Source organism: Falsiroseomonas sp. HW251, from assembly GCF_050563545.1.
Taxonomy (GTDB): domain Bacteria; phylum Pseudomonadota; class Alphaproteobacteria; order Acetobacterales; family Acetobacteraceae; genus Falsiroseomonas.
In genome coordinates, this window is the sequence record NZ_JBNXUM010000021.1 from 16,471 (window position 1) to 42,317 (window position 25,847).

Annotated in this window: 26 protein-coding genes and 1 pseudogene; 11 read left to right on the plus strand and 16 right to left on the minus strand. The window is 69.6% G+C overall.

The genetic code is table 11. The annotated features are described in order from the left end of the window. Positions 1-105: 105 nt before the first annotated feature. Complete coding sequence (locus ACLF3M_RS22975; RefSeq protein ID WP_430659318.1) at positions 106-378, minus strand: hypothetical protein; 273 nt, start codon at positions 376-378, stop codon at positions 106-108. Positions 379-1,226: 848 nt separating this feature from the next. Here ACLF3M_RS22975 and ACLF3M_RS22980 point away from each other — a divergent pair. Further along, positions 1,227-2,276: a methyltransferase gene (locus ACLF3M_RS22980; protein WP_430659319.1), complete on the plus strand. Its 1,050-nt coding sequence runs from the start codon at positions 1,227-1,229 to the stop codon at positions 2,274-2,276. 390 nt (positions 2,277-2,666) lie between these two features. Here the strand turns inward: ACLF3M_RS22980 and ACLF3M_RS22985 are convergent, their stop codons facing one another. The 4 genes from ACLF3M_RS22985 to ACLF3M_RS23000 all read right to left on the minus strand — a co-directional run bounded on the left by ACLF3M_RS22985 (position 2,667) and on the right by ACLF3M_RS23000 (position 6,541). Then, entirely contained in the window at positions 2,667-4,388 is a 1,722-nt protein-coding gene (locus tag ACLF3M_RS22985; protein ID WP_430659320.1) for a Calx-beta domain-containing protein, read from the minus strand. A 251-nt stretch (positions 4,389-4,639) separates the two neighbouring features. After that, the gene (locus ACLF3M_RS22990) at positions 4,640-4,885 is read right to left on the minus strand and encodes a hypothetical protein (protein WP_430659321.1); all 246 of its coding nucleotides are present in this window, start codon (positions 4,883-4,885) and stop codon (positions 4,640-4,642) included. A gap of 93 nt (positions 4,886-4,978) precedes the next feature. Next, positions 4,979-5,368 carry a hypothetical protein gene (locus ACLF3M_RS22995; RefSeq protein ID WP_430659322.1) on the minus strand — a complete coding sequence of 130 codons (390 nt, stop codon included), beginning with the start codon at positions 5,366-5,368 and terminating at the stop codon, positions 4,979-4,981. Positions 5,369-5,485: 117 nt separating this feature from the next. Beyond that, complete coding sequence (locus ACLF3M_RS23000) at positions 5,486-6,541, minus strand: IS630 family transposase (protein ID WP_430659323.1); 1,056 nt, start codon at positions 6,539-6,541, stop codon at positions 5,486-5,488. Between the two features lie 703 nt (positions 6,542-7,244). Here ACLF3M_RS23000 and ACLF3M_RS23005 point away from each other — a divergent pair. Further along, positions 7,245-7,559: a hypothetical protein gene (locus ACLF3M_RS23005; RefSeq protein WP_430659324.1), complete on the plus strand. Its 315-nt coding sequence runs from the start codon at positions 7,245-7,247 to the stop codon at positions 7,557-7,559. On the opposite strand, the gene ACLF3M_RS23010 is transcribed toward ACLF3M_RS23005, so the two are convergent. The 3 genes from ACLF3M_RS23010 to ACLF3M_RS23020 all read right to left on the minus strand — a co-directional run bounded on the left by ACLF3M_RS23010 (position 7,549) and on the right by ACLF3M_RS23020 (position 9,339). Then, positions 7,549-8,064, minus strand: a complete 516-nt coding sequence (locus tag ACLF3M_RS23010; RefSeq protein ID WP_430659427.1) for a tyrosine-type recombinase/integrase — start codon at positions 8,062-8,064, stop codon at positions 7,549-7,551. The two genes, ACLF3M_RS23005 and ACLF3M_RS23010, sit on opposite strands and share 11 nt — an antisense overlap. Next, positions 8,058-8,201, minus strand: a complete 144-nt coding sequence (locus tag ACLF3M_RS23015) for a hypothetical protein (RefSeq protein ID WP_430659431.1) — start codon at positions 8,199-8,201, stop codon at positions 8,058-8,060. Before ACLF3M_RS23015 ends, ACLF3M_RS23010 begins: the two co-directional genes overlap by 7 nt. 70 nt (positions 8,202-8,271) lie before the next feature. Further along, positions 8,272-9,339, minus strand: coding sequence for an acyltransferase family protein (locus ACLF3M_RS23020; protein WP_430659325.1), 1,068 nt, complete (start codon positions 9,337-9,339; stop codon positions 8,272-8,274). A 317-nt stretch (positions 9,340-9,656) separates the two neighbouring features. On the opposite strand from ACLF3M_RS23020, the pseudogene ACLF3M_RS23025 reads away from it, so the two are divergent. Beyond that, positions 9,657-9,890: pseudogene (locus ACLF3M_RS23025) on the plus strand (acyltransferase family protein); the annotation flags it as partial. Between the two features lie 25 nt (positions 9,891-9,915). Then, positions 9,916-10,188, plus strand: a complete 273-nt coding sequence (locus ACLF3M_RS23030; protein ID WP_430659326.1) for a hypothetical protein — start codon at positions 9,916-9,918, stop codon at positions 10,186-10,188. A gap of 4 nt (positions 10,189-10,192) precedes the next feature. Here the strand turns inward: ACLF3M_RS23030 and ACLF3M_RS23035 are convergent, their stop codons facing one another. The 3 genes from ACLF3M_RS23035 to ACLF3M_RS23045 form a co-directional block, all read right to left on the minus strand. Further along, positions 10,193-10,861, minus strand: a complete 669-nt coding sequence (locus ACLF3M_RS23035; RefSeq protein WP_430659327.1) for a DsbA family oxidoreductase — start codon at positions 10,859-10,861, stop codon at positions 10,193-10,195. 61 nt (positions 10,862-10,922) lie between these two features. Continuing rightward, entirely contained in the window at positions 10,923-11,345 is a 423-nt protein-coding gene (locus ACLF3M_RS23040) for a globin family protein (RefSeq protein ID WP_430659328.1), read from the minus strand. Positions 11,346-11,467: 122 nt separating this feature from the next. Beyond that, positions 11,468-11,611 carry a hypothetical protein gene (locus tag ACLF3M_RS23045; RefSeq protein WP_430659329.1) on the minus strand — a complete coding sequence of 48 codons (144 nt, stop codon included), beginning with the start codon at positions 11,609-11,611 and terminating at the stop codon, positions 11,468-11,470. A 152-nt stretch (positions 11,612-11,763) separates the two neighbouring features. Here ACLF3M_RS23045 and ACLF3M_RS23050 point away from each other — a divergent pair, with 152 nt between their 5' ends. Further along, positions 11,764-12,015, plus strand: coding sequence for a hypothetical protein (locus tag ACLF3M_RS23050; RefSeq protein ID WP_430659330.1), 252 nt, complete (start codon positions 11,764-11,766; stop codon positions 12,013-12,015). A gap of 7 nt (positions 12,016-12,022) precedes the next feature. On the opposite strand, the gene mfd is transcribed toward ACLF3M_RS23050, so the two are convergent. Together mfd and ACLF3M_RS23060 are read right to left on the minus strand one after the other, a co-directional pair. Continuing rightward, positions 12,023-15,625 (minus strand): transcription-repair coupling factor, encoded by a 3,603-nt coding sequence (gene mfd / locus ACLF3M_RS23055; protein ID WP_430659331.1) that lies wholly within the window; start codon positions 15,623-15,625, stop codon positions 12,023-12,025. 1 nt (position 15,626) lies between these two features. Beyond that, positions 15,627-15,947, minus strand: coding sequence for a succinate dehydrogenase assembly factor 2 (locus tag ACLF3M_RS23060; RefSeq protein WP_430659332.1), 321 nt, complete (start codon positions 15,945-15,947; stop codon positions 15,627-15,629). Positions 15,948-16,012: 65 nt separating this feature from the next. On the opposite strand from ACLF3M_RS23060, the gene recG reads away from it, so the two are divergent. From recG to ACLF3M_RS23090, 6 genes are all read left to right on the plus strand, one after another. Beyond that, positions 16,013-18,118: an ATP-dependent DNA helicase RecG gene (recG, locus tag ACLF3M_RS23065; protein WP_430659333.1), complete on the plus strand. Its 2,106-nt coding sequence runs from the start codon at positions 16,013-16,015 to the stop codon at positions 18,116-18,118. A gap of 202 nt (positions 18,119-18,320) precedes the next feature. Further along, complete coding sequence (locus tag ACLF3M_RS23070) at positions 18,321-19,046, plus strand: ABC transporter ATP-binding protein (RefSeq protein ID WP_430659334.1); 726 nt, start codon at positions 18,321-18,323, stop codon at positions 19,044-19,046. Beyond that, complete coding sequence (locus ACLF3M_RS23075; protein ID WP_430659335.1) at positions 19,046-19,777, plus strand: ABC transporter permease subunit; 732 nt, start codon at positions 19,046-19,048, stop codon at positions 19,775-19,777. The genes ACLF3M_RS23070 and ACLF3M_RS23075 overlap by 1 nt, the downstream gene beginning before the upstream one ends. Position 19,778: 1 nt before the next feature. Then, positions 19,779-21,722 (plus strand): Gldg family protein, encoded by a 1,944-nt coding sequence (locus ACLF3M_RS23080; RefSeq protein ID WP_430659336.1) that lies wholly within the window; start codon positions 19,779-19,781, stop codon positions 21,720-21,722. Next, positions 21,719-22,744, plus strand: a complete 1,026-nt coding sequence (locus ACLF3M_RS23085; protein WP_430659337.1) for a DUF4340 domain-containing protein — start codon at positions 21,719-21,721, stop codon at positions 22,742-22,744. Before ACLF3M_RS23080 ends, ACLF3M_RS23085 begins: the two co-directional genes overlap by 4 nt. Beyond that, positions 22,741-23,184 (plus strand): NUDIX hydrolase, encoded by a 444-nt coding sequence (locus tag ACLF3M_RS23090; RefSeq protein ID WP_430659338.1) that lies wholly within the window; start codon positions 22,741-22,743, stop codon positions 23,182-23,184. The genes ACLF3M_RS23085 and ACLF3M_RS23090 overlap by 4 nt, the downstream gene beginning before the upstream one ends. Before the next feature lie 132 nt (positions 23,185-23,316). Here the strand turns inward: ACLF3M_RS23090 and ACLF3M_RS23095 are convergent, their stop codons facing one another. Genes ACLF3M_RS23095 through ACLF3M_RS23105 form a run of 3 tightly spaced genes read right to left on the minus strand, consistent with a single transcriptional unit; the run spans position 23,317 to position 25,845 of the window. Next, the gene (locus ACLF3M_RS23095) at positions 23,317-24,123 is read right to left on the minus strand and encodes a sterol desaturase family protein (protein ID WP_430659339.1); all 807 of its coding nucleotides are present in this window, start codon (positions 24,121-24,123) and stop codon (positions 23,317-23,319) included. Positions 24,124-24,170: 47 nt separating this feature from the next. Then, positions 24,171-25,583, minus strand: a complete 1,413-nt coding sequence (locus ACLF3M_RS23100) for a sigma-54-dependent transcriptional regulator (protein WP_430659340.1) — start codon at positions 25,581-25,583, stop codon at positions 24,171-24,173. Beyond that, positions 25,573-25,845, minus strand: a complete 273-nt coding sequence (locus ACLF3M_RS23105; protein ID WP_430659341.1) for a hypothetical protein — start codon at positions 25,843-25,845, stop codon at positions 25,573-25,575. The genes ACLF3M_RS23100 and ACLF3M_RS23105 overlap by 11 nt, the downstream gene beginning before the upstream one ends. Positions 25,846-25,847: the final 2 nt, after the last annotated feature.

Consider the following 25,847-nt stretch of genomic DNA (forward strand, 5'->3'; position numbering starts at 1 on the left):
CACCGCCGCAGTGTTCCGCACGGCGGCCCTCGCCATCGGTCACGCGACGTAGACGTAGCCTGCGCTCGTGACCGGGTCGCAAGTCACGCGAAAGGGGGAGGGGCGTCAGGGAGCGCCCTTCTCTCCAATCTCGTCCGCCATCTCCTTCGTCAGGGAGAAGACAATGATCTTGACGCCGACCATGTTGTCGGAGCCCTCGACCTCGTCGCGCCGCGACGCCTCGACGTAGAAGGGAGCGCCAGGATCTTGCCGCAGATGGTGTCGCGCCGTCTCCATGGCGCGCGCCTCCTCCTCGGCCAGCAGTTCATGGGCCTTCGCCAGCCGCGCCGCGTCATGGGCGCGTGCGGTCCGTGCGTCTTCCCTCTCCTGTTCGCTCACCACGGGACCTCCTCCGGCAGCTGGTGCTTCGTGCGGAACAACTGCGCCGTCACCTCGATCAGCGCGCACTCCCTAGCGATGAGGAGTGGCGGCACGACGGGACGCCCCGCGCCCCCAGCAAGTTCAGCATCACCGGTCGCCCGATCGTCGGCTTGGTCTCGCCGGCCAGCTGGTCAAGCCGCCCTCCCCCGTCTCGGTCACTAATGCCGGCGCAGCTAATGCCGCAGGGAAGTGAGCGTCAGCGAGCATGGCCGCGCAAGATTGCTCTCCCCATCGATGCGTTCCCGAGCAGCCCAGTTTTTCGTGAACGTCCTGTCTTCCCGGTAGCGACGCCGAAATCAGCGCAGCGCTGCGGGGCGGTGCGAGGGAGCGTACAGGCCCTGCTGCGGAGCAGGTCGCCTGTGGGCTCGGGCGCCGCGCGGACGGCGGAGAGGCCGAACTGCCTCGGTTTCACGTTCTGCCCGGCATCCTTCGGGATCCCCGGGTCGTGGTCATTGCGCTCGTTGCGCATTGACCCTGATTTCACGGACGCTCACGCAGAGCGAGCCGGCGCGGGCCGCCCGCGGGCTGGCTCCCGCCGGCGGCGGGCTCCGGCATGGAACGGCGCGGCTACAATGCCGGCAACAAGCGCGACAGGGAACGAGCGGTGCATTGCTACGCCAGCTTAGCAGGAGAGCGGTGAGGAAAGGCCATATCCGGCGATAGCGGCCGGGCCTTCCGGCTTGCCACCTTCCAACCGCGCGCACGCCGGGCTTGAAGCACGGACCGAGCGGGTCGTAGCTTCAGCGGCTGCAACGAACGAAGGCACCATACTGCTGGCGTAGCCGCGACCGTGGGGAGGATGCCCTATGCCGCAATCAGAGCGGACCGGCAGCCCAGACCTCGACGCCTCCGGCGCCATGATGCGCCTGATCACCGGCGCCTGGGCGGCGCGCATGGTGCACACGGCCGCCGAACTCCGCATTGCGGACCATCTGGCCGAAGGGCTGCGTGACGCGGGGTCCCTCGCCGTCGCCACCGCCTCGCACGCGCCCTCGCTCGCCCGCCTGCTCCGCGCCCTCGCCGCGATCGGCGTGCTGCGCGAGGACGAGGACCGCCGCTACGCGCTCACGCCGCTCGGGGCGACGCTGCAGAGCGACGTGCCCGGGTCGATGCGGCCGTGGGTGCTCCTCTGCTTCGGCGACGACCAAGGCAAGGCCTGGGAGGCGCTGACCCATGCCGTGAAGACCGGCGAGCACGCCTACCGGCACATCTTCGGCGTGGACAAGTGGACTCGCCTCGCGCAGCACCCGGAGGCGGCGAGGCTGTTCGACGCGGCGATGCAGAGCCTCACTGAGGGTGCGAACGGCGCGCTGATCGCGAACTACCCGTTCGGCGATCACCGCTGGATCGTGGACGTGGGCGGCGGGAACGGCTCGCTGCTCATGCCCGTGCTCGCGCGCCATCCGGGCATGCGCGCGACCCTGTTCGACTTGCCGCACGTGGCCGACGCCGCCCGCGCCCGCATCGCGGAGGCCGGGCTCTCGGACCGTTACGAATCCGTCGGCGGCGACGCGTTTGCCGCAGTGCCGGCGGGCGCCGACGCCTACGTGCTGAAAGGCGTGCTCCACGACTGGGAGGACGCCGAGGCGCTCGCCATCCTGCGCACGGTTCGCGCTGCGATGGGCGAGGGCGCGCGGCTGCTGGTGATCGAGCGCATCCTGCCCGAACGCATCGATCCTTCCGACATCCTCACGCCGGGGCGGTTCATCCACGATATCAACATGATGCTTAACCCGGGCGGACGGGAGCGGACCGAGGGGGAGTTCCGCGAGCTTCTGGCTCAGGCAGGTCTGAGGCTCACTCGGATCGTCCCCATACCCTGTCCGTTGTCGGTGATCGAAGCCGACCCCGCGTGAGCGCAACGCGGCACTCCTTGTCGATAGCCGCGCCGCGGGAACCATCAACCCGATCAGACCACTAGGCGTGGTGCGCTCTCCGCCAAAGCCAACTAGTTCTTATTTTGTTCTCCAGAGGGGCGTACGCTACCGGCATGCTGCCTCGCCGTCCTCGGTACTTGCTTCCGATGTCCATGACGGCTCGCTCGGATACGGGCCACGAGCTCGTGGCCGTGCTGCCGCTTTGCCGGGATCGAGCGGCATGCCAGCTCACCCTGCAGACTGGCATGGTGCGACTTGTATTTCCGCCCGACCAGGCGAAGCGGATCGCCGTCTTCATGGCTGACTGGTGGCTGCCGAATCACTGATGCAACTGAATTCTCGGCAAGCGGCAATTTCTTCCGCCAGTTTCTAGGCGATCAGCCGATCTGCCCCCAGGTCGATCTCGAAGAGGTCGGCCGCCTCGATCAGGCGACCGTCATCGACATGGCTGTTACCGTAATCGGCCACGTAGAGGTTCATCTTGTTAGGATCGTCGTTTGGATCGCTGCTCGGCGCGAACTCCAGATCCTTGACGTGGGTGCGCGTGCCGCTCACCTCGTTCCGGTAGGCGCTGAGGAGATCGATCGTCTGCAAGATGTGGCCGCCGCGGTCGACAACCCAGATGTTGGCGCTGAAGCCGCCGCCGACGAGAAACCGGTCGTGCTGGGCATCGTAGACCAGGGCCTCGGGGTCCGAGATTACGGTCGGCAGCGAAATCTGCGAGACGACCTGTGTGCCCGTGGTGTTGGTCTCGACGATGGTGCGCGGCGTCCCATTGACGATGAATAGATTGCCGGTGCTCGGGTCGACCGCCAGGTCCTCGGGGTCCGAGCCGCCGAGGGGTTTGGTCAGGAACTCCCCGCGCCTCGCGTCCGGGGTATTCGGATCGACCGAGAAGACCTTGAACTTGTCGTCGTCCGATACGTACAGCAGGCGATCGCTCGGATTGTAGGCCAAGCCCGTTGGTTCCTTGGTGAAGCTCGACAGGTTGAACCGGTCCCGGGGAGTCGCGTCAGTTTGCAGCAGGAACAGGTTAAAAGGTCGCGAGAACGGCGTCTCGTCCACTTCACTGTCGGACAGGAAGAGACCTTTTCCGGGCACATAGGCCAGCCCTGAGGGGTCCGTGCTGCCGATGTCGTGCGTTGAATGGATGGCGACGACTTTCGGCTTCCCGCTCGGCGGCGGAGAGGTATCGTCGTCCTTGATGGTGCCGGTCCCGCCCGAGGGGTTGGTGACTGTGAGCGACGCTCCATCCAGCGTTGCCTGATCGACCTTGAGCCTGAACGTCTCGTTGCTCTCGGCCGTATTGTCGTCGGTCAGGCCGATGGCGATGGTCGTGCCCGTCTGCCCCGCGGCGATCGTCGCCGTTTTGCCTGTCGCGCCGGTGAAATCGCTGCCGGCGGTGGCAGTGCCGTTAACCGTGCTGTAGGTTAGGAGCACGTTGCCGGTCGCCTGCGCGGACAGGCTGATCGTGAAGCCAATCGTGGCCGAAGTGCTTTCGATCTGCGGGCTGGGCGTGCCGTCCGCCACCGTCACCGTCAGCGGGGGGCTGGGCCCGCCGGCTGTCCACTCGACGTGGAGCAGCGGCGCCCCTGCGGCGCTGCCCTCGAAGGCTTCGGCTGTGCGGGTGCCCGAGCCGGTGAAGATGAAGGCCATGTCGTTGCTCGCCGCCCAGCCGGACCGGCCGACGATCTCCTGTACAACGGCCGAGAGGTCCGGCGTTTGCTGGGCCAAGCCCGCGGCGCCAACCGTCGTCCACGCCGGCGGGCTCCAGGCCGCGGAGGCGTCCGTCACTGAGCGCGCGGACAGATTGTCCGTGGCAGTGGTGAAGGCCGCGGCGTCGTTGACGTCCTCGCCGCGAATGAGGAGCGAGGTTGAGGCCGAGCCCACCTCGTCGGCGGTGAACTGGATGTAGGCGCGCGTGATATTGGCGCCAACGGGAATGTCGACGCCGGTGAACCGCAGCCCGACCTGCTGGACGGTCGTGCCGTCCTGGATGAGTTCGAGATCGGTGCTGCTCAGGGACATCGAGTGGCCACGCTGCTCGACGTCGTCGGCTCCGGACGCCACACGCTTCTCTAGAACAGCCATTACTTCCACTCCTGTCGGCTATAATCGCATTTGGCGCGCAGCCAGCAGGGATAAGAGAGTTCGCGGCCCATCACGCCGCCTGCAGCTGCGCTGCTGGTCGCACTTAGAGCGGGGAGGCTAACGCCAAGGCACGCCAGGAAAGAACGATGCAAACGGGCGAGAGCGTACCTCTTCTGGATGAGGCTTCACCGGTAGTGAACCGCGCTAGGCACGTCGGTGGGGGAAATAGCCGCCGCTCTCCGTTGTGACCTTCACCGCAGCAGACTCCCTGCCTCGGGATCGGCACGGGCAGCAGCCAACGCTAATTCATGCACCGCAGCGGCGAGGTCGTCCGTCATTTCTACGGCGGGCTCGCTGATGCCTGGCAGCGTGGGGACCAGGACTTGCAGCCACCCGCGACGCTGTCGGCGCGCGACGGTCACGGCCAGCACCACCGGGCCAATCTGCACGTCCACAAGCACCACCGGCCGGCGGCGCGACGCCGAGCCCTCGGGCACCCTGACGCGCAGGACAGAACATGCGTCAGCCGCCTCGCGCGCGGGCGGGTGCGCGCGCGTTTTTGCGCGTTTTTCCGGTCGTCTCAGCTTGTGTCATGCCGGTTCTCCAGTGCCATTGTCTGCGCGCCACAGCGCGTCCAGCCATCCGATTTCCTCAGCGCTGAGGGTCAGCTTCTTCGCGCCCAGCAACCGGGCGCGCAGACGTTCGAGCCGGGCCATGTCGGCGGGCGATGTGCCGGGCTGGCGGGCCAGGTGCGCCATCACCTTCCGAGCTGCGCGTCGGCTGGCGGTCGCGAAGGTGAAGGCGGGCGTGTCCTGCCGCTGCGTCTCAGCTGCGACCATCGCGGCGAAGGCGTGCCAGTCCATCCCGGCGGCGGCCAAGATGCGCCCGACAGCGCGGGCCGCAGCCAAGGCCTCCCCATGCTCGGGACTGCCGAGCAGCGGCAGCGCCTTGCCGAGCCGACGGGCAAGGGCGGGCGTCATAGGGACGCCTCCGATAGCGCAGCGTGCCCGGTGACGGGTGTGACGGGTTCTCCATTTCGAGCGTTACGCGCGTGCATGCGCGCGTGGACGGCTGAAAAGGGAAACCCGTCACATCCGTCACCGCTGGCATTCCGGGGCTGCAGCGGCGGCGGAGCGCGTCCAGCGGAAGGGCTTGGGACTGGCGTTGTGTGCGGCGATGAAGCCCTCGATCGCGGCCTGGAGTTCGGCGACCGAACGGTGCACGCCGCGGCGGATTTGCTTGTCGGTCAAGGTGGCGAAGAAGCGCTCGACCTGGTTGATCCAACTCGACGAGGTCGGCGTGAGGTGGACGTGCCAGCGCGGTCGCTTGGCCAGCCAGTCGCGGATCAGCTTCGTCTTGTGGGTGGCGTAGTTGTCCATCACGAGGTGGACGTCGAGCCCCTTCGGCACGGCGGCCTCGATCTCGTCGAGGAAGCGGCGGAACTCGGCGGCGCGGTGGCGGGGGTAGCACTTGCCGATCACCTGCCCCGTGGCGACGTCGAGGGCTGCGAAGAGGCTGGTGGTGCCGTGGCGGGTATAGTCGTGGCTGCGCCGGGCGGGCTGGCCGGGACGAAGCGGCAGCATCGGCTGGCTGCGGTCGAGCGCCTGGATCTGGCTCTTCTCGTCCACGCACAGCACCAGGGCGCGCTCGGGCGGCGCCATGTAGAGGGCGACCACGTCGCGCACCTTGGCGACGAAATCCGGGTCGGTGGAGAGCTTGAAGGTCTCCAGCCGATGCGGCTGCAGGCCGAAAGCTCGCCAGATCCGCTGCACCGTCGAGACCGAAACCCCGCTCGCGCGGGCCATGCCGCGCGAACTCCAGTGCGTCGCATCCGGCGGCAGGCTCTCGAGCGTGCGGGTCACCACCGCCTCGATCCGGATATCATCGATCCGGCGCGGCGCGCCGGAGCGCGGCTCGTCCAGCAGGCCGCCCAACCGCCGCTCCAGATAGCGCCGTCGCCACTTGCCCACCGTGTCGGCGCAGACCCCGAGTTGGCCCGCCACCGCTCGGTTCTCGGCCCCCTCGGCGCAGGCGAGCACGATCCGCGCCCGCAGCGCGAGTGCCTGCGCCGTCCGCCGCCGAGAGGCCAGCGAGGCCAACTCGGCGCGCTCAGCCTCGCTCAAACCCAAAGAGGGAAGCCGTCGCCCCGCCATCACCGCCTCGCCGCGACGAACTTCTGACTCGGGACACTAGATGGGCTTTGGCGTGCGCTTCAGCGGCGATCCTTTTAGTCAGCGTCCGGCGCTTCTTTCCCGGCTCCTGGCCGTTGAGAACGTCGAAGTACGCGACGAGGTACGCGACGAGGTACGCGACGTCATACGTCTTCTTGCCTGGAATTCCGCCAGGGGGCTTTTGCCCGACTGCATCCCAAATCCGCCGCGCCGCTTCCTCGGAAAGTCCCTTGACGATGCGCGCGCGAAGCTCCTCCGCTTGCCGAGTCAGTGCCTTCTCGGGATCGTACTGTGCCAGAGCATGCAGGCGACTGCTTGTGTCGCTCGTCTCGACCGATGCCTCCGCAGCGCGCTCCGCGTGACTGTCAGTGGAGCAACCCGGCGCGGACGGTTCGGACTTTCGGGGACCAGTCTAGCCCCGCCGAGACCATACTAGCTGACGGACTTTGCCGGAACGAGGTGCCGCGACAATGCCGGAGGGCCGACAGGAACCGGAGTGGCGCTCTCCTCAAAACATTCCCCCTGCGGAAACGGCCCCACTTCAGCGAGATGTCAACGCATAGCAGGGAGGCACAGCGGGCGGCGGATGTCAGGGTGCCCGCTGCGCTGTTCGACGGCGACCAAGCGGACGCCGCGCGGCGGACGCTCGCGGCAGGGCCGCCGACCCATTTGAGGGTGCTATTTGATGCCGGTCGACCACGTCTCCCTCCTCACGGTGCTAATCTTCTGTGGCATGGGAGTGATCGGCGTCTACCTGATCGCTCGCGTGTTGACGACGCACACCACCGTGGCGGTGCTTCTTGCAGTCTCAATCAGCGTCGGCGTCGTCGTCCTCTCGGCCTTCCCGAGAGGAGGAATGGATGCCGCGCAACGCCAGTCCCAGGCTGCCCGTATGACGGGGCTAGCGGATAGGGCGACTAACGGGGCGGGTGTCTCAGCACCCGTCGCCGCCGCTCAGGGTGGCGGGGAACCGGCCCAGCGCGGACCGATCAACCGGTAGCGCTGGCCTGCGCGACGGGCAGCGCGACTACCGAAGCGGGCGCCTTGGCGCAGAAGTCGGCCCAATCGGCCATCAGCTTCGCGCGCTTCGCAAAGAGGTCGCCGCGCCGATACGCGGCTTCCACCTTGTCCCCGATCGTGTGCGCCAGGGCGGCCTCGGACACCGCGTGGGGCGTGCTGGTCGCTTCCTCGCACCAGTCGCGGAAGGCCGAGCGGAAGCCATGCACTGTCAGATCCCCTCGCTTCATGCGGCGCAGCAGCATGAGCATGGCCATGGAGGAGAGCGGCTTGTCCGCCACCCGGCCGGGAAACACGTAGTCGTCCCCTGCCTCGGGGCGCAGCGGTGCTATGGACCGCAGGACCGCGAGCGCGGCATCGGACAGCGGCACGCGATGCTCGCGCCCGGCCTTCATGCGGGCGGCTGGCACCGTCCACACCGCGGCGTCCATGTCCACTTCGGACCACCGCGCGCCGATCGTCTCCCCGGTGCGTGTGGCGGTCAGGATGCAGAAGTCGAGCGCTCGAGCAGCCGTGCCAGCTGGCCCCGCAAGGCAATCATGAAGGCGCCCATTTCCTGCCACGGCAGTGCGGAGTGATGCTCAACGGGTGCCACCTTGGACCGGCGCGGCAGCAGTTTGGACACCCCGTCCGTTCCCCACCCGCCGCCGTGCATCGATGTTCCTTGATCGAACCGCCGTCTGCCGAATTCGCGATCAGGTTCCCAGTCGCGCGCCCAGGCTCGACCGCAACCCGCCAGGAAAGGAGGACGTCGCAACCTCTTCCTGCCGAGCTGCGGTTCCCAGTGCGCGGCGCGAGCGCGCAACGACTTTCGGCAGAAGCGCTCCCATGCATTCCTCGATCACGAAGCACAGGACGAGAAGCACCCCGAAGGCCGCCAGGATGGCGGGCAGGCCGGGGTTGAGGTTGTCGGTCAGGACGACAAGGCCAAACAACACGGCCTGGTGCAGCAGGTAGAGGCTGAAGCACATCCTCCCGCAGAGGCGCAGCCAGGCCGGCGACAGGCAGACCGCCACGGCGTGATTGGCCCGCAATGCGACAATCAGGCCCGAGCTGCCCGCCACCATCATCGTCGTGTCGGCCGCGACGAACCCCAGGGCAGTCCAGGTGGCGCTCAGGGCTGACGACAGCCGGCCGGATCTGTCGGCGGCCAGCAGCACGCCAAGCCCGAGCGCGTCCGACCTCCAGAGCGGTGACGTCCACGACGGCAGGTCCCATGTCGGCCCGAGCGCCCGCATCGAGGGGCTGACGGCCATGAGCAGCACGCCGAAGGCGATCAACCCGCGTCTGCCGCAGGCCGCCGCGGCCAGCGCCGCCACGACATAAAACTGCACCTCAATCGCGACGGACCAATATGGATTGAATATCAATGTCGGGCGACCCGACATGAAATTTTGCAGGAACACGAGATACGCCCAAACCGGGGGCGCCGTGTCGGGGTATCCGCCAATGAACGCGGCGTAGGCACCGAAGATCAGCACGCAGAGGTAGTAGAGCGGCAGGATGCGCAACGCACGGCGGATCAGAAAGCCCCGCAGAAAGTATTCACGGTTGCATTCCTTGAAGATGATACGGCCTATGAGGTATCCAGAGACGACGAAGAACACGTCAACGCCGTAGGTCAGGCTGCCGATGATGCCGGCAGCCTTTGTACCAAATAGAGTTGCGATGCTGGACCGGAAGGGATCCGCGATCCAATGCGCGACGATTACCCCGAGGATAGCCAGCCCTCGTATCCCGTCTATGCCGGCCTCGCGTTCCATGAATTGATACTGTAGTGCATTGTTGTGACGTGCAACTCCCGATCTCGACAAGAACCGTGAATTGTACGCCACGCGGCGTGCGCCACGGCCGTCGGCGCGGCACCCGCAGTGTCAGGCGTTCGCGCGTGAGAAGGGCGTCATGGGGCCATGCCAGGGCGCGACCCCGTGCCATAGGTCCGGTGGCGCCCCCCCTATTCCGGGCAGCTACGACGCCGATCGCCAATGTGTCGCTGGCCAAGCGATCCGATCGGCCGCTCTGTCACCAGAAGGGCCGCTCCCTGGGCCGCCGGAGCTGCAACACCGCCGAGGTACCGCGCATGGATCGACGCATCTCGCTGCTCCGCGTCGTGGGCTGCTTCCTCGTCATCCTGATTCATGTCGGCGCGGCGGATTTCCAAGCGGGGTCGGAGGCCTGGTGGGCGGCCACTGCCTTCGACTCACTGAGCCGCGTGGGCGTCCCGGTCTTCTTCATGGTGGCCGGCGCCACGCTGCTCCGGACCCAGGAGCCGCTGGCCTTGTTTCTGCGCAAGCGGCTCGGCCGCATCCTGCCGCCGCTTCTGCTACGAGCAGCCCCTCGTGATCCTGGCCTCGGCCGGCCTGTTCGTCGCGATCGCCGGCGACCGGGGCGGCGAGCCCTCGGCGCTGCTGCAACGCCTGGCCGAGGCGACGGTCGGCATCTACGGGCTGCATGTCGCGGCGATCCCGCTGGCGGCGCCGCATCTCGGGCTCGCCGCGCGCAGCGGCGATGGCTGGGTGACCTTGCCGCTGACGGTGATTGCCACCTTCGCCGCCTGCTTCGCGGTGGTGGACACGCTGCGCCGGATCCGGCCGCTGCGCGTCGCGGTCTGACCGCTCAGCCGCCCTGCGACTCCACCAGCGCGACGTCCAGCAGGCGCTCCAGCACCTCCGGTTCCTGTGCGCCGGCGATGGCGTGCCGGCCCTGCACGACGAAGCAGGGCACCCCGTTGATCCCGAGGCGATGGGCGCGGAGGTTGTCGGCATGCACCGCCTCGGTCTCCTGGACGCCGGACAGGGCGCGGCGCGTGGCGGTCGGGTCCATCCCCAGCGCCGCCGCGATGCCGCCGAGCACCGCATGGTCACCAATGTCGAGCCCGTCGCCGAAATAGGCCTGGAACAGCATCTGCACCGCGGCGTCGGCCTGGCCGACGCGCTCCGCCATGCGGACCAGGCGATGCGCGTCGAGCGAGGGCGGGATGCGGCGGATCCTGTCGAAGGCGAAGCGCAACCCTTCGGCGCGGCCGAGTTCGGCAATCGTGGCGTGCAGGCGGCGCGCGCGGTCCTCGCCACCGAACTTGCGCAGCAGGTAGTCCTGACGCGGCACGCCGCCCGGCGCGATGTCCGGGTTCAGCAGGAAAGGCCGCCACGCGATGTCGGCCGCGAGGTCGGGACGCGCCCGCAACGCGCGGCGCAGCCGGTGTGTGCCGAGGTAGCACCAGGGGCAGACCAGGTCGAAGACGACCTCGATCTGCAGCCGGGCCCGCGGCGGAGCGAGAATGTTCACGGGGGCATGATAGCAGCCCGCGGGCGGGCGCGGGAACCGCCTCTGCGCGCCCGATGGGTCGTCAGGCCGCCTGGGCGGGGGCGGCGGAGTCCAGCATGACGGCCGATAGCAGCGCGTAGGCCGCTTCCCATGCGGCCGCGACCTCCGGCGTGAAGTGGGGCCCCAGCCCCTCGCGCAGCGTCGCCAGCAGCGCCGCGCCGACCGTGCCGTAGTGGCCCGCCTGCACGCCATAGCCGGCATGCCGCCGGCCGAGATCGGCGACGACCGGCAGCAGCTTCTCCGGCGCGCGGAGGTTGCCCACCACGAAGCCCAGTGCCTGCATCAGCTTCCGGCCCTGCTCGTGCATGTCGCCATGGGCAAACATGGGGCGCAGCGTGGGATCGAGCGCGAAGAGCTTCTCATAGAAGATCGCGGCCGCGGGCTCCGCGATCGGCGCGACGAGGCGAAAGCTGGCCTCGACCAGTTGGATGTCGGCGGGTGTCATCGGGTGTCCTCCTTCGATGGCGCCATGCTGGCCGAGGGAGGTTTCGCCGCGATGTCGCGCGTCGCGGTGCGGCGTTTCAGTTGTTGCGCGGTCCTGTTTCACCGATAGCTTCCCACCCTGGGCTACCAGCGCGGCATGGGGTCGTAGGGCTGGACCGCCGGCGTGGGATCACGCTCAGCCTGCACGCCGATGCCGAGGCCGAGTACCCCGGCGGCGACCAGGGTCGTCAGCACGATCCAGAGACGACGTCGGGCCGGGGCGGACATGGGGTCAGACTACCTCAGGTTGCAACGGCGAGTCTACCTCAGGTTGTGGACAGCTCTCCCTTGTGCTGTCCTGGCAGTGCCCAAGCAAGCTTATGGCGGCACGCGAGGGTTGTGGGCATGATGCCATCATAAGCGCGGCCCGGAGAGCCTCGATGACCGACACCCACACACCCGCGAGTCACCCGGGCCGCCGCCTGGCCGACGCGATCCTGCGCGCATTCCACCAGGCCTGCGATCAGAAGGAGGTCGGCATCGCCGAGACCCTGCTGAAGGCCGCCGAGGCCGCGGTGGATCGCCGTCGCGACCAGAACCTGCCTGACCGCCGCGACCGCGAGAGCCTGGTTGAGGCGCACCAGCGCCTGTGGCACCTAAAACAGGACCTCGGCGCGCTGCTGCAGCGCTAGAAGGCGCCTACCGCTTCCAGCGGCCCGGCAGCGGGATCGGCTTCGTCGCCGCGCCCTTCGACGCCGACGGCACGATGGTCGGGCGGAAGACCGAGGTCTTGCCCGGCGCGGGCTTCACCGGCGGCTTCGGCGCGGCAGGCTTCGCGGATTTCGGCGCCTCTGGCACGCGGCCCTGCGCAACCTCGGCCAGAGCGGCCAGCAGGCGGCGGGATTCGCGGACGCGCGCCTCGTAGGGCATCTCCTGCGCGAAGGCGAGCTTGTGGTCGGGGCGCAGCTTCACCTGGCCTCCCCCTGGGCCGCCCTGCCCGGCGACCCATTGCACGAGAGCGGCGGGATCGGCGAAGCGGTTGCCGCGGAAGCCCAGCACGATGCCCTTCGGACCGACGTCGAGCTTCTCCACGCCCGCCTTGCGGCAGAGCTGCTTGAGCAGGACCACCTGCAGTAGCGTCTCGGCTTCCGCCGGCAGCTTGCCGAAGCGGTCGCCGAGCTCGGCGGCCATCGCCTCGATCTCGGCTTCCGTCTGCAGGCCGCCGATGCGGCGATAGAGGCCTAGGCGCACCGGCAGGTCGCGGACATAGGCCTCGGGCAGCATGACGGGCAGGCCGAGGTTGATCTGCGGCGTCCAGTCGCGCTCATCGGTCGCCGTGCTCTCGCCGCCATGCTTGAGGTCGTTCACCGCCTCCTCCAGCATCTGCTGGTAGAGCTCGATGCCGACCTCCCGGATATGCCCGCTCTGCTCGTCGCCAAGCAGGTTGCCGGCGCCGCGGATGTCGAGGTCGTGGGAAGCCAGCGTGAACCCGGCGCCGAGGTTGTCGAGCGTCTGCATCACCTCGAGCCGCTTTTCCGCCGCCGGGGACAGGCGATGCGCCTGCGGCCAGGTGAGGTAGGCATAGCCGCGCTGCTTGCCGCGCCCGACGCGGCCGCGGAGCTGGTAGAGCTGCGCCAGGCCGAACATGTCGGCGCGGTGGATCACCAGCGTGTTCACTGCCGCCATGTCGAGGCCGCTCTCCACGATGTTGGTGGAGAGCAGGATGTCGTGCTTGCCGTCGCCGAACTCCGTCATGACGCGCTCGAGCTCGGAGGGGGAGAGGCGTCCATGCGCCTCGACGATGCGAGCCTCGGGCACGATCTCGGCCACGCGCTCGCGCACCTTGGGCAGGTCCTCAAGGCGCGGGACGACGCAGAAGACCTGGCCGCCGCGAAAGCGCTCGCGCTGGATCGCCTCGCGCAGGACGACGCCGTCCCAGGGCATGATGAAGGTGCGGACCGCGAGCCGGTCCACCGGCGGCGTCGCGATGACGCTCATCTCCCGCACGCCGGTGAGCGCCAGCTGCAAGGTGCGCGGGATCGGCGTCGCGGTGAGCGTCAGGACATGCACGTCCGACTTCAGCGCCTTCAGCCTTTCCTTGTGCGCGACGCCGAAATGCTGCTCCTCGTCCACGATGACCAAACCGAGGTCAGCGAACTCCACGCCCTTGGCCAGCAGCGCGTGCGTGCCGACGACGATGTTGATCGAGCCGTCCTTCAGCCCCTCCTTCACCGCCGCTGCGTCCTTCGGCGTCACCATGCGCGAGAGTTGGGCGACGTTGACCGGCAGCCCCTCGAAGCGCTTCGTGAAGGTCCGGGTGTGCTGGCGCGACAGCAGCGTGGTCGGGACGACGACAGCGACCTGCGATCCACCCATTGCCACGCAAAAGGCCGCGCGCAGCGCGACTTCGGTCTTGCCGAAGCCGACATCACCGCAGATCAGGCGGTCCATCGGCCGGCCCGCGGACAGATCCTCCAGCACGTCGGCGATGGCGCGCTGCTGGTCGTCGGTCTCGGCGAAGGGGAAGCGCGCGCAGAACTCGTCCCAGGCGCCCTCGGGCGGGATGGCGGAGATCGCCTGGCGCGTCGCACGTTCGGCCGCGACCTTGATCAGCGCGGCCGCCATGTCGGCGATGCGCTGTTTCGCCTTGGCCTTGCGCGCCTGCCAGGCGCCACCGCCGAGCTTGTCGAGCGCGACACCGGCGGTCTCGCTGCCGAAGCGTGAGAGGATCTCGATGTTCTCGACGGGCAGGAACAGCTTGTCGCCGCCGTCATAGATCAGCCGCAGGCATTCATGCGGCGCGCCGGAGACGTCGATCGTCTCAAGCCCGTCGTAGCGGCCGATGCCGTGGTCCTGGTGAACGACCAGGTCGCCTTCCGCGATCTCGGTCGCGTCCGCGATGAACTGGTCGGCCCGGCGGCGGCGGCGCGGCGGCCGGGCGATGCGTTCGCCGAGCAGGTCCTGCTCGCCGGTGACGTTGAGATCGGGAGAAATGAAGCCGCGCTCCAGGCCGAGGACTGCAAGTCCCACCGCGCCTTTCGCCAGCTTCTGCAGCTGGAGAAAATCCTCGACGGGCTCGCACGCAACGCCGTTCTCGCGGAGCAGGTTGCCGAGCCTTTCGCGCGATCCCCTTGTCCAGGCCGCGAGCACGGGGCGGTGCCCACGCGCGGCGGTCGCCTTGGCGTGCTCGCCATAGGCCGCGAAGACGTTGCGGCCCTCGGCCCGGACATCGGCGAAGATCCGCCCGGGCCGCCCGCCCGCGTCCAGCACGCCGGGCAGGTCGGAGGCCGCAGTGAAGGGCACGAAGCGCATGACGGTCGGCGCTTCCAGCATCGCCTCCCACGCATCAAGGTCGAGATAAAGCCGGTCGGGCGGCGCGGGGCGATAGGGCGTCTCGCCTTCCCGGGTCGGCATGCGTCGGGCCTGGTAGTGGTCGGCAATCATCTCGAGCCGGACGTCCAGCGCGTCATCGGCCTGGTGATCGAAGCTGACGGTCACGTCGTCGCCGAGGTGGTCGAGCAGGGTTTCCATGCTCTCGTGGAACAGGCCCGCCCAATGCTCCATACCGGGATGCTTGCGGCCCGCGGAGACCGAGACGTAGAGCGGGTCCTCCGTCGCCGCGGCGCCGAACAGCTCGCGATAGGCGGTGCGGAAGCGGGCAATCGAGTCCCTGTCGAGGAACATCTCGCCGACGGGCCGCAGCGTCAGCGCGTCCACGCGTTCGCCGCTGCGTTGGCTCGTGGTGTCGAAGCGGCGGATATCCTCGATCTCGTCGCCGAAGAGGTCGAGGCGGATCGGGTCGGATTCGCCCGCCGGAAACAGGTCCACGATGCCGCCGCGCACCGCGTACTCGCCGTGCTCCATGACGGTGCCGGTGCGGTGGTAGCCGTTGGCTTCGAGGAACGCCGCGAGCTTCGACGGGTCCTGCCTTCCGCCGCGCTTGAGCGCGAGCGTCGCGCCGGAGAAGGCGGCACGCGGCGGCACCTTCTGCACCAGCGCGTTGACCGTGGTGAGCAGGATGCGCGGCGTCGGCGTCTTCTCGGCCAGGCGCGTGAGCGTCGCGACGCGTTCCGCCACGATCTCGGGGTTGGGCGAGACGCGGTCATAGGGCAGGCAGTCCCAGGCGGGGAAGCGCAGCACCTCGAAGTTCGGCGCGAAGAAGGCCAGCGCTTCCTCGAGCCGCGCCATGCGCGCGTCGTCGCGGCAGACATGCAGGATGGGGTTGCGCGTCTCCGCCCGTCGTCGCGCGAGCAGCAGCGCGTCGTATCCTTCGGGCGCGCCATGGACCTGGATCGTATCCATCTCAGGCTTTCAGGTCTGGCGGGACGCCCGCGCCCGTGCCGCCGCATTCCAGCGCCATGCGTTCGAGCATCGGGGTCGTGATGTGGGACGGGATGGCACGGCGGCCGGACAGCCAGTCCGCGAGGTCGACGTCCGGCAGTTCCAGCACGGCCTCCAGTTCGTCGAGGTCGGAGTCGGTGAAACCAGCGATGTGCCTTTTCACGAAGCCGCCGATCATCAGATCGGCCTCCTTCGTGCCGCGATGCCAGGCGCGGAACAGTAGCCGCCGCCGCCGAGGGGGGAGGTCGGGCGTGAGGTCTTCGGTAGGGGTGTCGTCGGGCATGTCGGCTAACGCGCTCAAGGGTGCCATATAGGGGGGCATGGGAATCCTGTCAGCCCGACCCACGCATGGCTGAGTTGAGCATCGAGGACGCGCCTGGCCTCGCAGGGTTGCTTGCGCCGCTGGAGGAGCTTGCCGGGGTCGGGCCGACGCTGGCCAGGCTCATCGAGGAGGCCACAGGCGGCGACCGCGTGCTGGACCTGCTGCTGCACCTGCCGGAACGCGTGATCATCCGCCGCCGGGTCGAAAGCCCAGAGGAGGCGCCGCTCGACCAGGACTGCATCCTGGTGGTGGAGGTGAAGAGCCTCCGCGCGGCCCGGTCGCGCTCCACGGGTCGGCCCTATGTCGAGGTGAAGGCGACGAGCGGCGGCTGGCCGCTGGTGATCCGCTACATGAACGGCCGCCTGCCCTGGATCCAGAAGCTGCTGCCGGCGGGGTCCTTCCGCTTCCTCGCGGGCCGGGTCATGGCGGAAGGCAGCCGCGGATGGGCCATGCTGAACCCGTTGAGTGCCGAACGGCCGGACGCCCTGCCGACGGTCGAGCCGGTCTGGCCGCTGGTCCGTGACCTCACGCCCAAGCGGCTGCGCCATGCCATGGACGCCGCGCTGCAGCGCCTGAAGCCCCTGCCGGAATGGGCGGACGCCGCGCTGGTGAGGCGAGAGGGCTGGCCGGGCTTCGACATGGCGATCCGCATGCTGCAGGCGCCGACGGGCCCCCTGCCCCAGGCGCCGCGCCGGCGCCTCGCCTATGACGAGTTGCTGGCGAGCCAGGTCGCGATCGGCCTGGTGCGGCGGCGCCAGCGCAACCGGCCCGGCCGGTCGCTGGAGGGGACGGGCGAGTTGCAGGACAGGGCGCTCGCCGCCTTCGGCCACACGCTGACGTCCGGCCAGGCCCAGGCGCTGGCGGAGATCGGCGCCGACATGGCCTCGCCGCGGCGCATGCTGCGGCTGCTGCAGGGCGATGTCGGCGCGGGGAAGACGCTGGTCGCGGTGCTGGCGATGCTGCGCGCCGTCGAATCCGGCACCCAGGGCGCGCTGATGGCGCCGACCGAGTTGCTGGCGCGCCAGCACCTGCGGACGCTGGTGAAGCTCTGCCACCCCGCCGGCGTGGAGGTCCGGCTGCTGACCGGCACGGTGAAGGGCGCGGAACGCAAGGAGGTGCTGCGCGGCCTTGCCTCCGGCCGAGTCGGCATCGTCGTCGGCACGCACGCGCTGTTCCAGGATGCGGTGGCCTTCCACGACCTGGGCCTCGCCGTGGTGGACGAGCAGCACCGCTTCGGCGTGGCGCAGCGTCTGATGCTCGCCAACAAGGGCCGGGATGCCGACATGCTGGTGATGACGGCGACCCCGATTCCCCGCACGCTGCTGCTGACGCAATGGGGCGAGATGGCGGTGAGCCGGCTGGAGGGGAAGCCCGCGGGCCGCCAGCCTATCGCGACGCGAATCGTATCCCAGGAACGCCTGCCCGAGGTCGTAGAGCGCCTCGGCGAGGCGATTTCCCGGGGCGAGCGCGCCTATTGGGTGGTCCGCGCCATCTCCGGCGGCGAGAGCGACGACAGCGTCGCCGCCGAGGACCGCTTCGCCGAGCTGTCGCAGCGCTTCCCCGGCCAGGTCGGCATGGCGCACGGCCTGCAGGACCTGCCGGTGCGCGAGCAGGCGCTGGCGGATTTCGCGGCAGGGCGGACCAAGCTGCTGGTCGCCACCACGGTCGTCGAGGTCGGCGTGGACGTGCCCGAGGCCACGATCATGCTGGTCGAGCAGGCCGAGCGCTTCGGCCTGGCCGCGCTCCATCAGCTGCGCGGCCGCGTCGGTCGCGGATCGAAGGCGTCGTCCTGCCTGCTGGTCCATACGGAGGGCCTGTCGGATGGCGAGAAGCGCCGCCTGCTGGTCCTGCGCGACACCGAGGACGGCTTCCTGATCGCCGAGGAGGACCTGCGGACGCGCGGCGGCGGCGACGTGCTGCGCGAACGCCAATCAGGCATGCAGGCCGGCCGGCTGCTGGACCCGCGGGAGGAGCCGGAGGAGTTCGACCGGCTGGTGAACACGGCGCACCGGGATGCGCAGGTGTTGCTTGACCGCGATCCGGAGTTGTCGTCCGACCGCGGGAAGGCCGCGCTGATGCTGCTGGCCCTGTTCGGGCACGACCCGACCATGGCGAAGCTGGATGCGGGGTAGGTCCGCCCACCAGAGCTTCCCTCGCCTGTCCAAGTGCTTCCCTCCCCCGCCAGCGGGGGAGGGAAATGGAAGAGCGGGGGAGGGAAGCAAACGGCGGGGCGATGCAAAGCCACACCCCGTAACCCTTTGTGCCGGCCTGCCCGTCTTGCCAGCGCCCCCCCGCCTGCGTAATCGCCACGCGGGGATTCCTCGGGGACACGCCTTGACCGCGCTGATCGAAATCGAGCGCCTGACCAAGCGCTTCGGGGCCTTCACGGCCGTGGACGACGTATCCTTCACCGTGGCGAAGGGAGAGGTGGTCGGCTTCCTCGGCCCGAACGGGGCCGGAAAATCCACCACAATGCGCATGCTCGCGGGCTTCATGACGCCGACCGCCGGCACCGCGCGCATCTGCGGCGAGGACGTCGTGGACAACCCGGTCGCGGCCAAGCGCCATCTCGGCTTCCTGCCGGAAGGCGCGCCGACCTACCCCGAGATGACCGTCGAGGGCTTCCTGAAGTTCTGCGGCCGCGCCAGGGGCTTCCGCGGCGACACGCTGGAGGAGCGCGTCGAGCGCGGCATGGACCTCACGCAGCTCGACGGCGTCCGCCTGCAGCCCGTCGAGACGCTCTCCAAGGGTTTCAAGCGCCGCGTCGGCCTGGCCGCGGCCCTGCTGCACGACCCGCCCGTGCTGGTGCTGGATGAGCCGACGGACGGCCTCGACCCCAACCAGAAGCACGAGGTCCGCAACCTCATCCGTGCCATGTCGGCGGAAAAGGCGATCGTGATCTCCACCCACATCCTGGAGGAGGTCGGCGCAGTCTGTACCCGCGCCCTCGTGATCGCCCGCGGCAAGGTCGTCGCCGACGCCTCGCCGGCCGAGCTCGATGCGATGGGGCCCAGCATGGACGCCGTCTTCCGATCGCTGACCTTGCCGGAGGCTGTGTGATGGGCGGCGTCGCCACGGTCTTCCGGCGTGAGCTCGCGGGCTATTTCGCCACGCCCGTCGCCTATGTCTTCATCGTCATCTTCCTGGTCCTCGCCGGCGTGCTGACCTTCAACGTCGCGGGCTTCTTCGGTCGCAACCAGGCGGACCTCCAGCCCTTCTTCGGCTTCGTGCCCTGGCTGTTCCTGCTACTGGTGCCGGCGCTCACCATGCGGCTCTGGGCTGAGGAACGCCGGCTCGGCACGATCGAGCTGCTGCTGACGCTGCCGATCGCGCAGTGGCAGGCGGTGGTCGGCAAGTTCCTCGCGGCCTGGGCCTTCTGCGCGATCGCGCTGGCGCTCACCTTCCCGCTGGTGATCACGGTCAACATCCTGGGCAAGCCCGACAACGGGGTGATCGCGACGGGCTATCTCGGCTGCCTGCTGGTCGCCGGCGCCTTCCTGTCGGTGGGCGCGGCGATCTCGGCGATGACGAAGAACCAGGTCATCGCCTTCGTGCTCGGCGTGACCGCCTGCTTCTTCCTCGTCGCGGCCGGCAGCCCGGTCGTCACGGACTTCCTGACGACGCGCCTGCCCGCGCTGGCGGATGTCGCGCGCGGCATCAGCGTGACGGATCGCCTGTCGGGCTTCGCGCGCGGCGTGATCGCGGCGCGCGACATCGTCTTCTTCGCGTCCTTCATCGGCTTCTTCCTCTTCGCCAACACCGTCGCGGTGGACCAGAGGAAGGCGGACTGACATGAGCACCACCGCCCTTCCCGCCCAGGCACCCGCCCCTCGGGGCAAGCGCGGCCTTTCCGCCGCGATCGGGCTGATCCTCGCCGCCGTTCTCGCCGTCGGCGTCAACATGCTGTCCGACCGGCTGCTCGGCTCGGCGCGGCTCGATCTCACGCAGAGCAGGCTCTACACGGTCTCCGACGGCACGAAGCAGGTGCTGCAGAACCTGCAGGACCCCATCACGCTGCGGCTGTTCTATTCGCGCCGGCTCGGCGCGCAGCTCCCGAACTACGGCGCCTATGCCGATCGCGTGCGCGCCATGCTCGACGAATACGTGGCGATCGCGCGCGGCAAGATCCGGCTCGAGGTCCTCGACCCCGAGCCCTTCACCGAGACCGAGGACCGCGCCCAGGCGCTCGGCCTCCAGGGCGTGCCGCTGGACCAGTCCGGGGAGCAGGTCTGGTTCGGCCTGGCCGGCGTCAACCTGCTGGACGACGAGCGCGTCATCGCCTTCTTCCAGCCGGAGCGCGACCGCTTCCTGGAATACGATCTGACGAAGCTGGTGTGGGAACTGTCGAACCCGCGCCGCCCCGTGCTCGGCGTCATGTCGTCGCTGCCGCTGAACGGCGATCCCAGGACGATGATGATGCGCCAGCCCGGCATGGGCCAGCCCTATGTCGTGATGAACCAGCTCCGCCAGTTCTACACTGTGCGGGACATCCCGCTCGACGCACAGGTCATCGACCCCGATGTCAACGTGCTGATGGTCGCCCACGCGCAGGGTCTGTCCGACGCCACGCTCTATGCCATCGACCAGTTCGTGATGCGCGGCGGGCGGCTGATGGCCTTCACCGACCCGCATGAGGAAGGAATGGCGCTGCGCCCGACCATGGGCGGCGCGCCCCCGCGCGACACCTCGTCCAACCTGAACCGCCTGTACCAGGCCTGGGGGATCGAGGCGCCGGACGACAAGGTCGTGCTGGACCAGCGCGGCGCCTGGCGCGTGCGCGCCGATCCGCGCGACCGCGTGCAGTCCGTGGACTACATCGCCTGGTACAACGTCCCGCAGGCCGGGCTGAACCGCAGCGAGATCGCGACGGCGGAGCTGTCGCAGGTCACGGTGGCGTCCGCGGGTTCGGTGCGCCGGCGCGACGGCAGCAATATCGAGTTCATCCCGCTGATTACCACCAGCGACCGCACGCAGGTCGTGGACGCCACGCGCGTGCGGCAGGAGCCAAATCCCGCGCGGCTGCTGGCGGAATTCCGGCCGGAGACCGCTTCCCACGTCATCGTGGCGCGCTTTCGCGGCCAGCTCACCTCCGCCTTCCAGGCCCCGCCCGATCCGCCCGAGGGCGCGGAGCGCCCGGCCGACTTCCCCGCGCATCGCGCACGGACCGAAGGGCCGGCGAACCTCATCGTCGCCAATGACGCCGACATCCTGGAGGACCGCTTCTGGGTCCGCGTGCAGGACTTCTTCAACCAGCAGGTCGCGACCCCCTTCAGCGACAACGGCGCGCTGGTCGTCAACCTCGCCGACACGATGGCGGGCGGCGAGGCGCTGGTCGGGCTGCGCTCCCGCGGCGAGTCCCTGCGTCCCTTCGAACTGGTCGAGGGCATCCGCCGCGACGCCGAGGCGCAGTACCGCCAGACCGAGCGCGGCCTGCAGGAACGCCTCGAAGCGACCGAGCGCCGCCTGCGCGAACTCCGTCAGGGCCCTGGCCAGGGCCAGCAGACCGCGGCCGTCATCACGCCGGAGCAGCGCGCCGAGATCGACCGCGCGCGCGAGGAGATCCGCCGCACCCGCGGCGAGCTCCGCAACGTCCAGCTCGAGCTTCGTCGTGACATCGAGACGCTGGAGAACCGCATCCGGCTCGTGAACATCGCGCTGGTGCCGGCGCTGCTCACGTTCTTCGCGGTCGGCCTTGGCGTCTACCGCGCGCGCCGGCGCGCGGGAGCGCGCGCATGAAGCGAAGGACCCTGCTGATCCTGGGTGGCGCCGCGGCCGGGACGGTCGGCGCCGCGGTACTGCTGACCCCGGACAGGGCGGAGCCGCCACCCTCCTCCTCGACGCCGCTGGCCTTCCCGGGCCTCGCGCCGCGGCTGGCGAATGCCGCGCGGATCGAGGTCACGCGCCACGACGGCACGCTGGTCGTCCGCCGCGCCTCGCCCGAGAACTGGGTGCTGCCCGCCCGGGGCGAATACCCCGCGCGGCCCGAACGCGTCCGCGAAGTGCTGGTCGGTCTGACGGAACTGCGGCTCAGCGAGCCGCGCACTGCGAACCCCGAGATGCTGGAACGCCTCGGCGTGGACGACCCGACGAAGGAGGGCTCGACGTCGTCGCTGCTGAAGGTGCTGGACGCGGAAGGCCGGCCGATCGCGGAGCTGATCGTGGGCCGGCGCCGGATGCGCGTGCAGGGCAACGTGCCGGAATCCGTTTATGTCCGCCGCCCCGGCGAGAACCAGGCCTGGCTCGCGGAAGGGCGGTTGCCCGTGGATGCCGACCCGAATCTCTGGATCGACCGCGACCTCGCCAACATCCAGCGCGATCGCGTCCGCGCGGTCGAGGTCTTCCGGGCCGGCGAAGGATCGCTCGTTCTTCGTCGCGGCCGCGACCTCGACGCGCCGCTGTCTGTGATCGAGCCGACCGAGACCCCGGAGCTCGACGAGATCAGCATCGACGAGATGGCCCGCGCCTTCGAATTCCTGACCTTCCTCGAGGTGAAGGCGGCGGCGGAAATGCCCGGCGAGTGGCTCGGCGAGTCGAAGTTCGAGCTGACCGACAATCTGAAGATCGGCGTCGCCGCGCGGAAGGATGGCGAGCAGTTCTGGGTGCGGCTGTCCGCGGAGGGCGATGACGAAGCCGCGCGGCTGAACGCGCGCTGGCGCGGCTGGGCCTACCAGGTTGGCCAGTGGAAGGAGAAGGCGATGGTGCCGCGCCTCGCCGATCTCGTGAAGGAACAGCGCGCGCCCGCGCAGCCCCAGCAGTGAGTGGCAATTCGCGCGAGTATCCGACGCGCCCCTGGGTCGGCATCGGCGTGCTGGCTTTCCGTGGCAACGATGTGCTTCTGATCCGCCGCGGCCGCCCGCCGCGGCTCGGCGAGTGGTCCCTGCCCGGCGGTGGCCAGCGCCTCGGCGAGACGGCGGAAGCCTGCGCGCGGCGCGAGTTGCGCGAGGAGACCGGAATCGAAGTGGGACCGCTCGACCTGCTCGCGGTGGTGGACGCGATCACGCCTGGCGAGGAAGGCCGGCCGCGCTTCCACTACACCATCATCGACTATGTCGCGCGCTGGGAAAGCGGCGAGGCGCGCGCGGGTGGAGACGTCACCGAGGTGATGTGGTGCGGCAGCGCGGACGTCGCGCGGCATGGGATGTGGCCAGAGGCGCTCCGGGTGATCGGGCTGGCGCGGAAGCGGCTCGGGCTGGCGTAGGGCGCGCAAGCCCCCACCCGGGCGCTGCGCGGCCACCCTCCCCCGCTTCGCGAGAGGGAGCGGTGGCGCCGATCTCCTTCTCCCGCGCGCGGGGCAGGGTGCCGAGCGAAGCGAGGCGGGTGGGGGTTCGCGCTACCTTCTCTCGCCCCGCACCGGCTGCGTCAGCATCCTGTCCAGCCGTAACTCCGCGGGATCGCGGAACGCCTCGATCCCGATCGTCATCCCCTCATGTCCCGCCGCGGGCTGCGGGCGATACGTCCCGAAGACCCGGTCCCAGATCGCCAGGTTGAAGCCGAAATTGCTGTCGGTCTCGCGCCGGTCCACCGAGTGGTGCACGCGGTGCATGTCCGGCGTCACCACGACAAGCCGCAGCACGCGGTCCAGCCAGCCCGGCAGCTGCAGGTTGGCGTGGCTGAACATGGACCCTGCGTTCAGCAGCACCTCGAAGACCAGCACCGCCGCTGCCGGCGCGCCGAGCGCCGCGACCACCACCAGCTTGAACGCCATGGACAGAAGGATCTCGCCGGGGTGGAAGCGGAACCCCGTGGTGACGTCGAAATCGAGGTCGGCATGGTGCATCCGGTGCAGCCGCCACAGCAGCGGCACCGCGTGGAAGACCCGGTGCTGGAGATAGATCGCGAGGTCGAGCAGCACGACCGCGACCGGCACCGCGACCACGGCCGGCAGCCCGAGCCACGGCAGCAAACCGATCCCGCGCCCTTCCAGCGCCAGCGCCACGCCGACCGCCGCCATCGGGAAGACCAGCCGCAGCACGATCGTGTCCAGCACGACGATGCCGAGGTTGGACGGCCAGCGCCGCCAGCGCCCGAAGCCGCGGCGCCGGCGCGGCAGCGCCGCTTCCAGCACCGCCACCGCCCCCAGCACCGAGGCGAAAGCCGCAAGGCGGATCAGCGGTTCATGCGCAAGCAGGAAGTCCATGCAAGGCGGAAGGTGGGCAGCGACGGGCGAAGCGGCAATGCCGCGCCCTACTCCGCCGCCGCCTCCCATGCCGCCTTCTTGCGGTATAGCGTGGACGGGCTGATGCCGAGATGCGCCGCGGCCTTCGGGATGTTGCCATCGCACAGCTCGACGGCGCGCTCGATCGCCTCGCGCTCGATCTCCGCCAGCGGCCGGATCAGCCGGGCGGCATCGGCGGCGGCCAGGCCCCTCGGCAGGCGCGGCGGGGGCACCGACTCGGGCGGCGGCACCGGAGCCACCGCCGGCCCGGCCACGAGCGGCACCATGGAAGCCTCCACGAGCTCGCCGTCATGCAGCACCACCGCCGTGCGCACGACGTTCTCGAGCTCCCGGACGTTGCCGGGCCAGCGATGCGCCAGCAGCGCGCGGCGCGCTTCCTCGGTGAAGCCGCCGAAGGCCTTGCCTTCCTCCTGCGTGGCCTTGGCCAGGATCGCCTCGGCGATCGCGATCACGTCCTCGCCGCGCTCGCGCAACGGCGGCAGGCGCAGCGGCACGACATGCAGCCGGTAATAAAGGTCCTCGCGGAAGCGGCCGGCCTTCACCTCCTCCAGCGGGTCGCGGTTGGTCGCGCAGACGAAGCGGACATCGGTGCGCCGCGCCGTGGTGCTGCCGACGGGCTGGAAGGTGCCGGACTGGATGAAGCGCAGCAGCTTGCCCTGCAGCGAGAGGTCCATCTCGCAGAGCTCGTCGAGGAACAGCGTGCCGCCATCGGCAGCCTGCGCCGCGCCGATGCGGTCGGCGACCGCGCCGGTGAAGGCGCCGCGGACATGGCCGAAGATCTCGCTCTCGATCAGGTCGCGCGGGATGGCCGCGCAATTGATCGGCACGAAGGGCCCGTCCCGCCGCGGCGAGAGCGCGTGCACGGCCTCGGCGGCCAGCTCCTTGCCGGTGCCGCTCTCGCCGGTGATGAAGACCGTCGCCTTGGACTGCGCCGCAGTTTCCAGCACGCGATAGACTGCCTGCATCGCGGGCGCCGCGCCGATGAAGCCGCGCAGCGCGGTGCGCGGCTTCGCGGCGGTGAGGTCCCGCACCTCCCGCCGCAGCGCCGCGCGTTCCAGCGCATTGGCCAGCGTCACGGCCAGCCGCTCCGCCGCGAAGGGCTTGACCAGGAAGTCCGACGCGCCGCTGCGCATCGCGTCGACCGCCGTCGCGACCGAGCCATGTGCCGTCATCACGATCACCGGCACGTCGGGCATGTCGCGCCTGAGTTCCCTCAGCACGGAAAGCCCGTCCCCGTCGGGCAGGCGCAGGTCCAGCAGCACGCCGTCCGGCGGCGCCGCGCGCGCGAGCCTCAGCGCCTCGGCGGCGTTACGCGCATGCTCGGGCTCGTGCCCCGCCGCGCGCAGATATTCCGTGTAGACCGCCGCGAGGGAGGCGGTGTCCTCGACCAGCAGCACATGGGCGCGCGCGTCATCCGACATCCCGCGCCCGCAGCCGCTGGTTGAGCTGGATGAGCGCGGCAGCGAGGAGCGGGTAGATCCAGGCCGGCGCCTCGACCAGCGGCCTGACGATCGCGACGTAGAAGGTCTTCGAGATCGTCTCCTCCGTCACGGTGCTGACCACGATGCCGAAGCGCGGATAGACCGATCCGATGGCCGAGCTCAGCGAGCCGAACAGGCCGTAGAAGCCGATCAGCGCGACCGAGATGACGATGAGGATGCCGATGGCGACGCGCCCGACCATCG

What these genes read in the sequence shown, in the direction of transcription:
- ACLF3M_RS22980 (WP_430659319.1), top strand. Translation starts at nt 1,227, where the DNA reads ATGCCGCAATCAGAGCGGACCGGCAGCCCAGACCTCGACGCCTCCGGC.
- ACLF3M_RS22985 (WP_430659320.1), bottom strand. Translation starts at nt 4,388, where the DNA reads ATGGCTGTTCTAGAGAAGCGTGTGGCGTCCGGAGCCGACGACGTCGAG.
- ACLF3M_RS22995 (WP_430659322.1), bottom strand. Translation starts at nt 5,368, where the DNA reads ATGACGCCCGCCCTTGCCCGTCGGCTCGGCAAGGCGCTGCCGCTGCTC.
- ACLF3M_RS23000 (WP_430659323.1), bottom strand. Translation starts at nt 6,541, where the DNA reads ATGGCGGGGCGACGGCTTCCCTCTTTGGGTTTGAGCGAGGCTGAGCGC.
- ACLF3M_RS23005 (WP_430659324.1), top strand. Translation starts at nt 7,245, where the DNA reads ATGCCGGTCGACCACGTCTCCCTCCTCACGGTGCTAATCTTCTGTGGC.
- ACLF3M_RS23020 (WP_430659325.1), bottom strand. Translation starts at nt 9,339, where the DNA reads ATGGAACGCGAGGCCGGCATAGACGGGATACGAGGGCTGGCTATCCTC.
- ACLF3M_RS23040 (WP_430659328.1), bottom strand. Translation starts at nt 11,345, where the DNA reads ATGACACCCGCCGACATCCAACTGGTCGAGGCCAGCTTTCGCCTCGTC.
- ACLF3M_RS23045 (WP_430659329.1), bottom strand. Translation starts at nt 11,611, where the DNA reads ATGTCCGCCCCGGCCCGACGTCGTCTCTGGATCGTGCTGACGACCCTG.
- ACLF3M_RS23050 (WP_430659330.1), top strand. Translation starts at nt 11,764, where the DNA reads ATGACCGACACCCACACACCCGCGAGTCACCCGGGCCGCCGCCTGGCC.
- mfd (WP_430659331.1), bottom strand. Translation starts at nt 15,625, where the DNA reads ATGGATACGATCCAGGTCCATGGCGCGCCCGAAGGATACGACGCGCTG.
- ACLF3M_RS23060 (WP_430659332.1), bottom strand. Translation starts at nt 15,947, where the DNA reads ATGCCCGACGACACCCCTACCGAAGACCTCACGCCCGACCTCCCCCCT.
- recG (WP_430659333.1), top strand. Translation starts at nt 16,013, where the DNA reads ATGGCTGAGTTGAGCATCGAGGACGCGCCTGGCCTCGCAGGGTTGCTT.
- ACLF3M_RS23075 (WP_430659335.1), top strand. Translation starts at nt 19,046, where the DNA reads ATGGGCGGCGTCGCCACGGTCTTCCGGCGTGAGCTCGCGGGCTATTTC.
- ACLF3M_RS23080 (WP_430659336.1), top strand. Translation starts at nt 19,779, where the DNA reads ATGAGCACCACCGCCCTTCCCGCCCAGGCACCCGCCCCTCGGGGCAAG.
- ACLF3M_RS23085 (WP_430659337.1), top strand. Translation starts at nt 21,719, where the DNA reads ATGAAGCGAAGGACCCTGCTGATCCTGGGTGGCGCCGCGGCCGGGACG.
- ACLF3M_RS23095 (WP_430659339.1), bottom strand. Translation starts at nt 24,123, where the DNA reads ATGGACTTCCTGCTTGCGCATGAACCGCTGATCCGCCTTGCGGCTTTC.
- ACLF3M_RS23100 (WP_430659340.1), bottom strand. Translation starts at nt 25,583, where the DNA reads ATGTCGGATGACGCGCGCGCCCATGTGCTGCTGGTCGAGGACACCGCC.
- ACLF3M_RS23105 (WP_430659341.1), bottom strand. Translation starts at nt 25,845, where the DNA reads ATGGTCGGGCGCGTCGCCATCGGCATCCTCATCGTCATCTCGGTCGCG.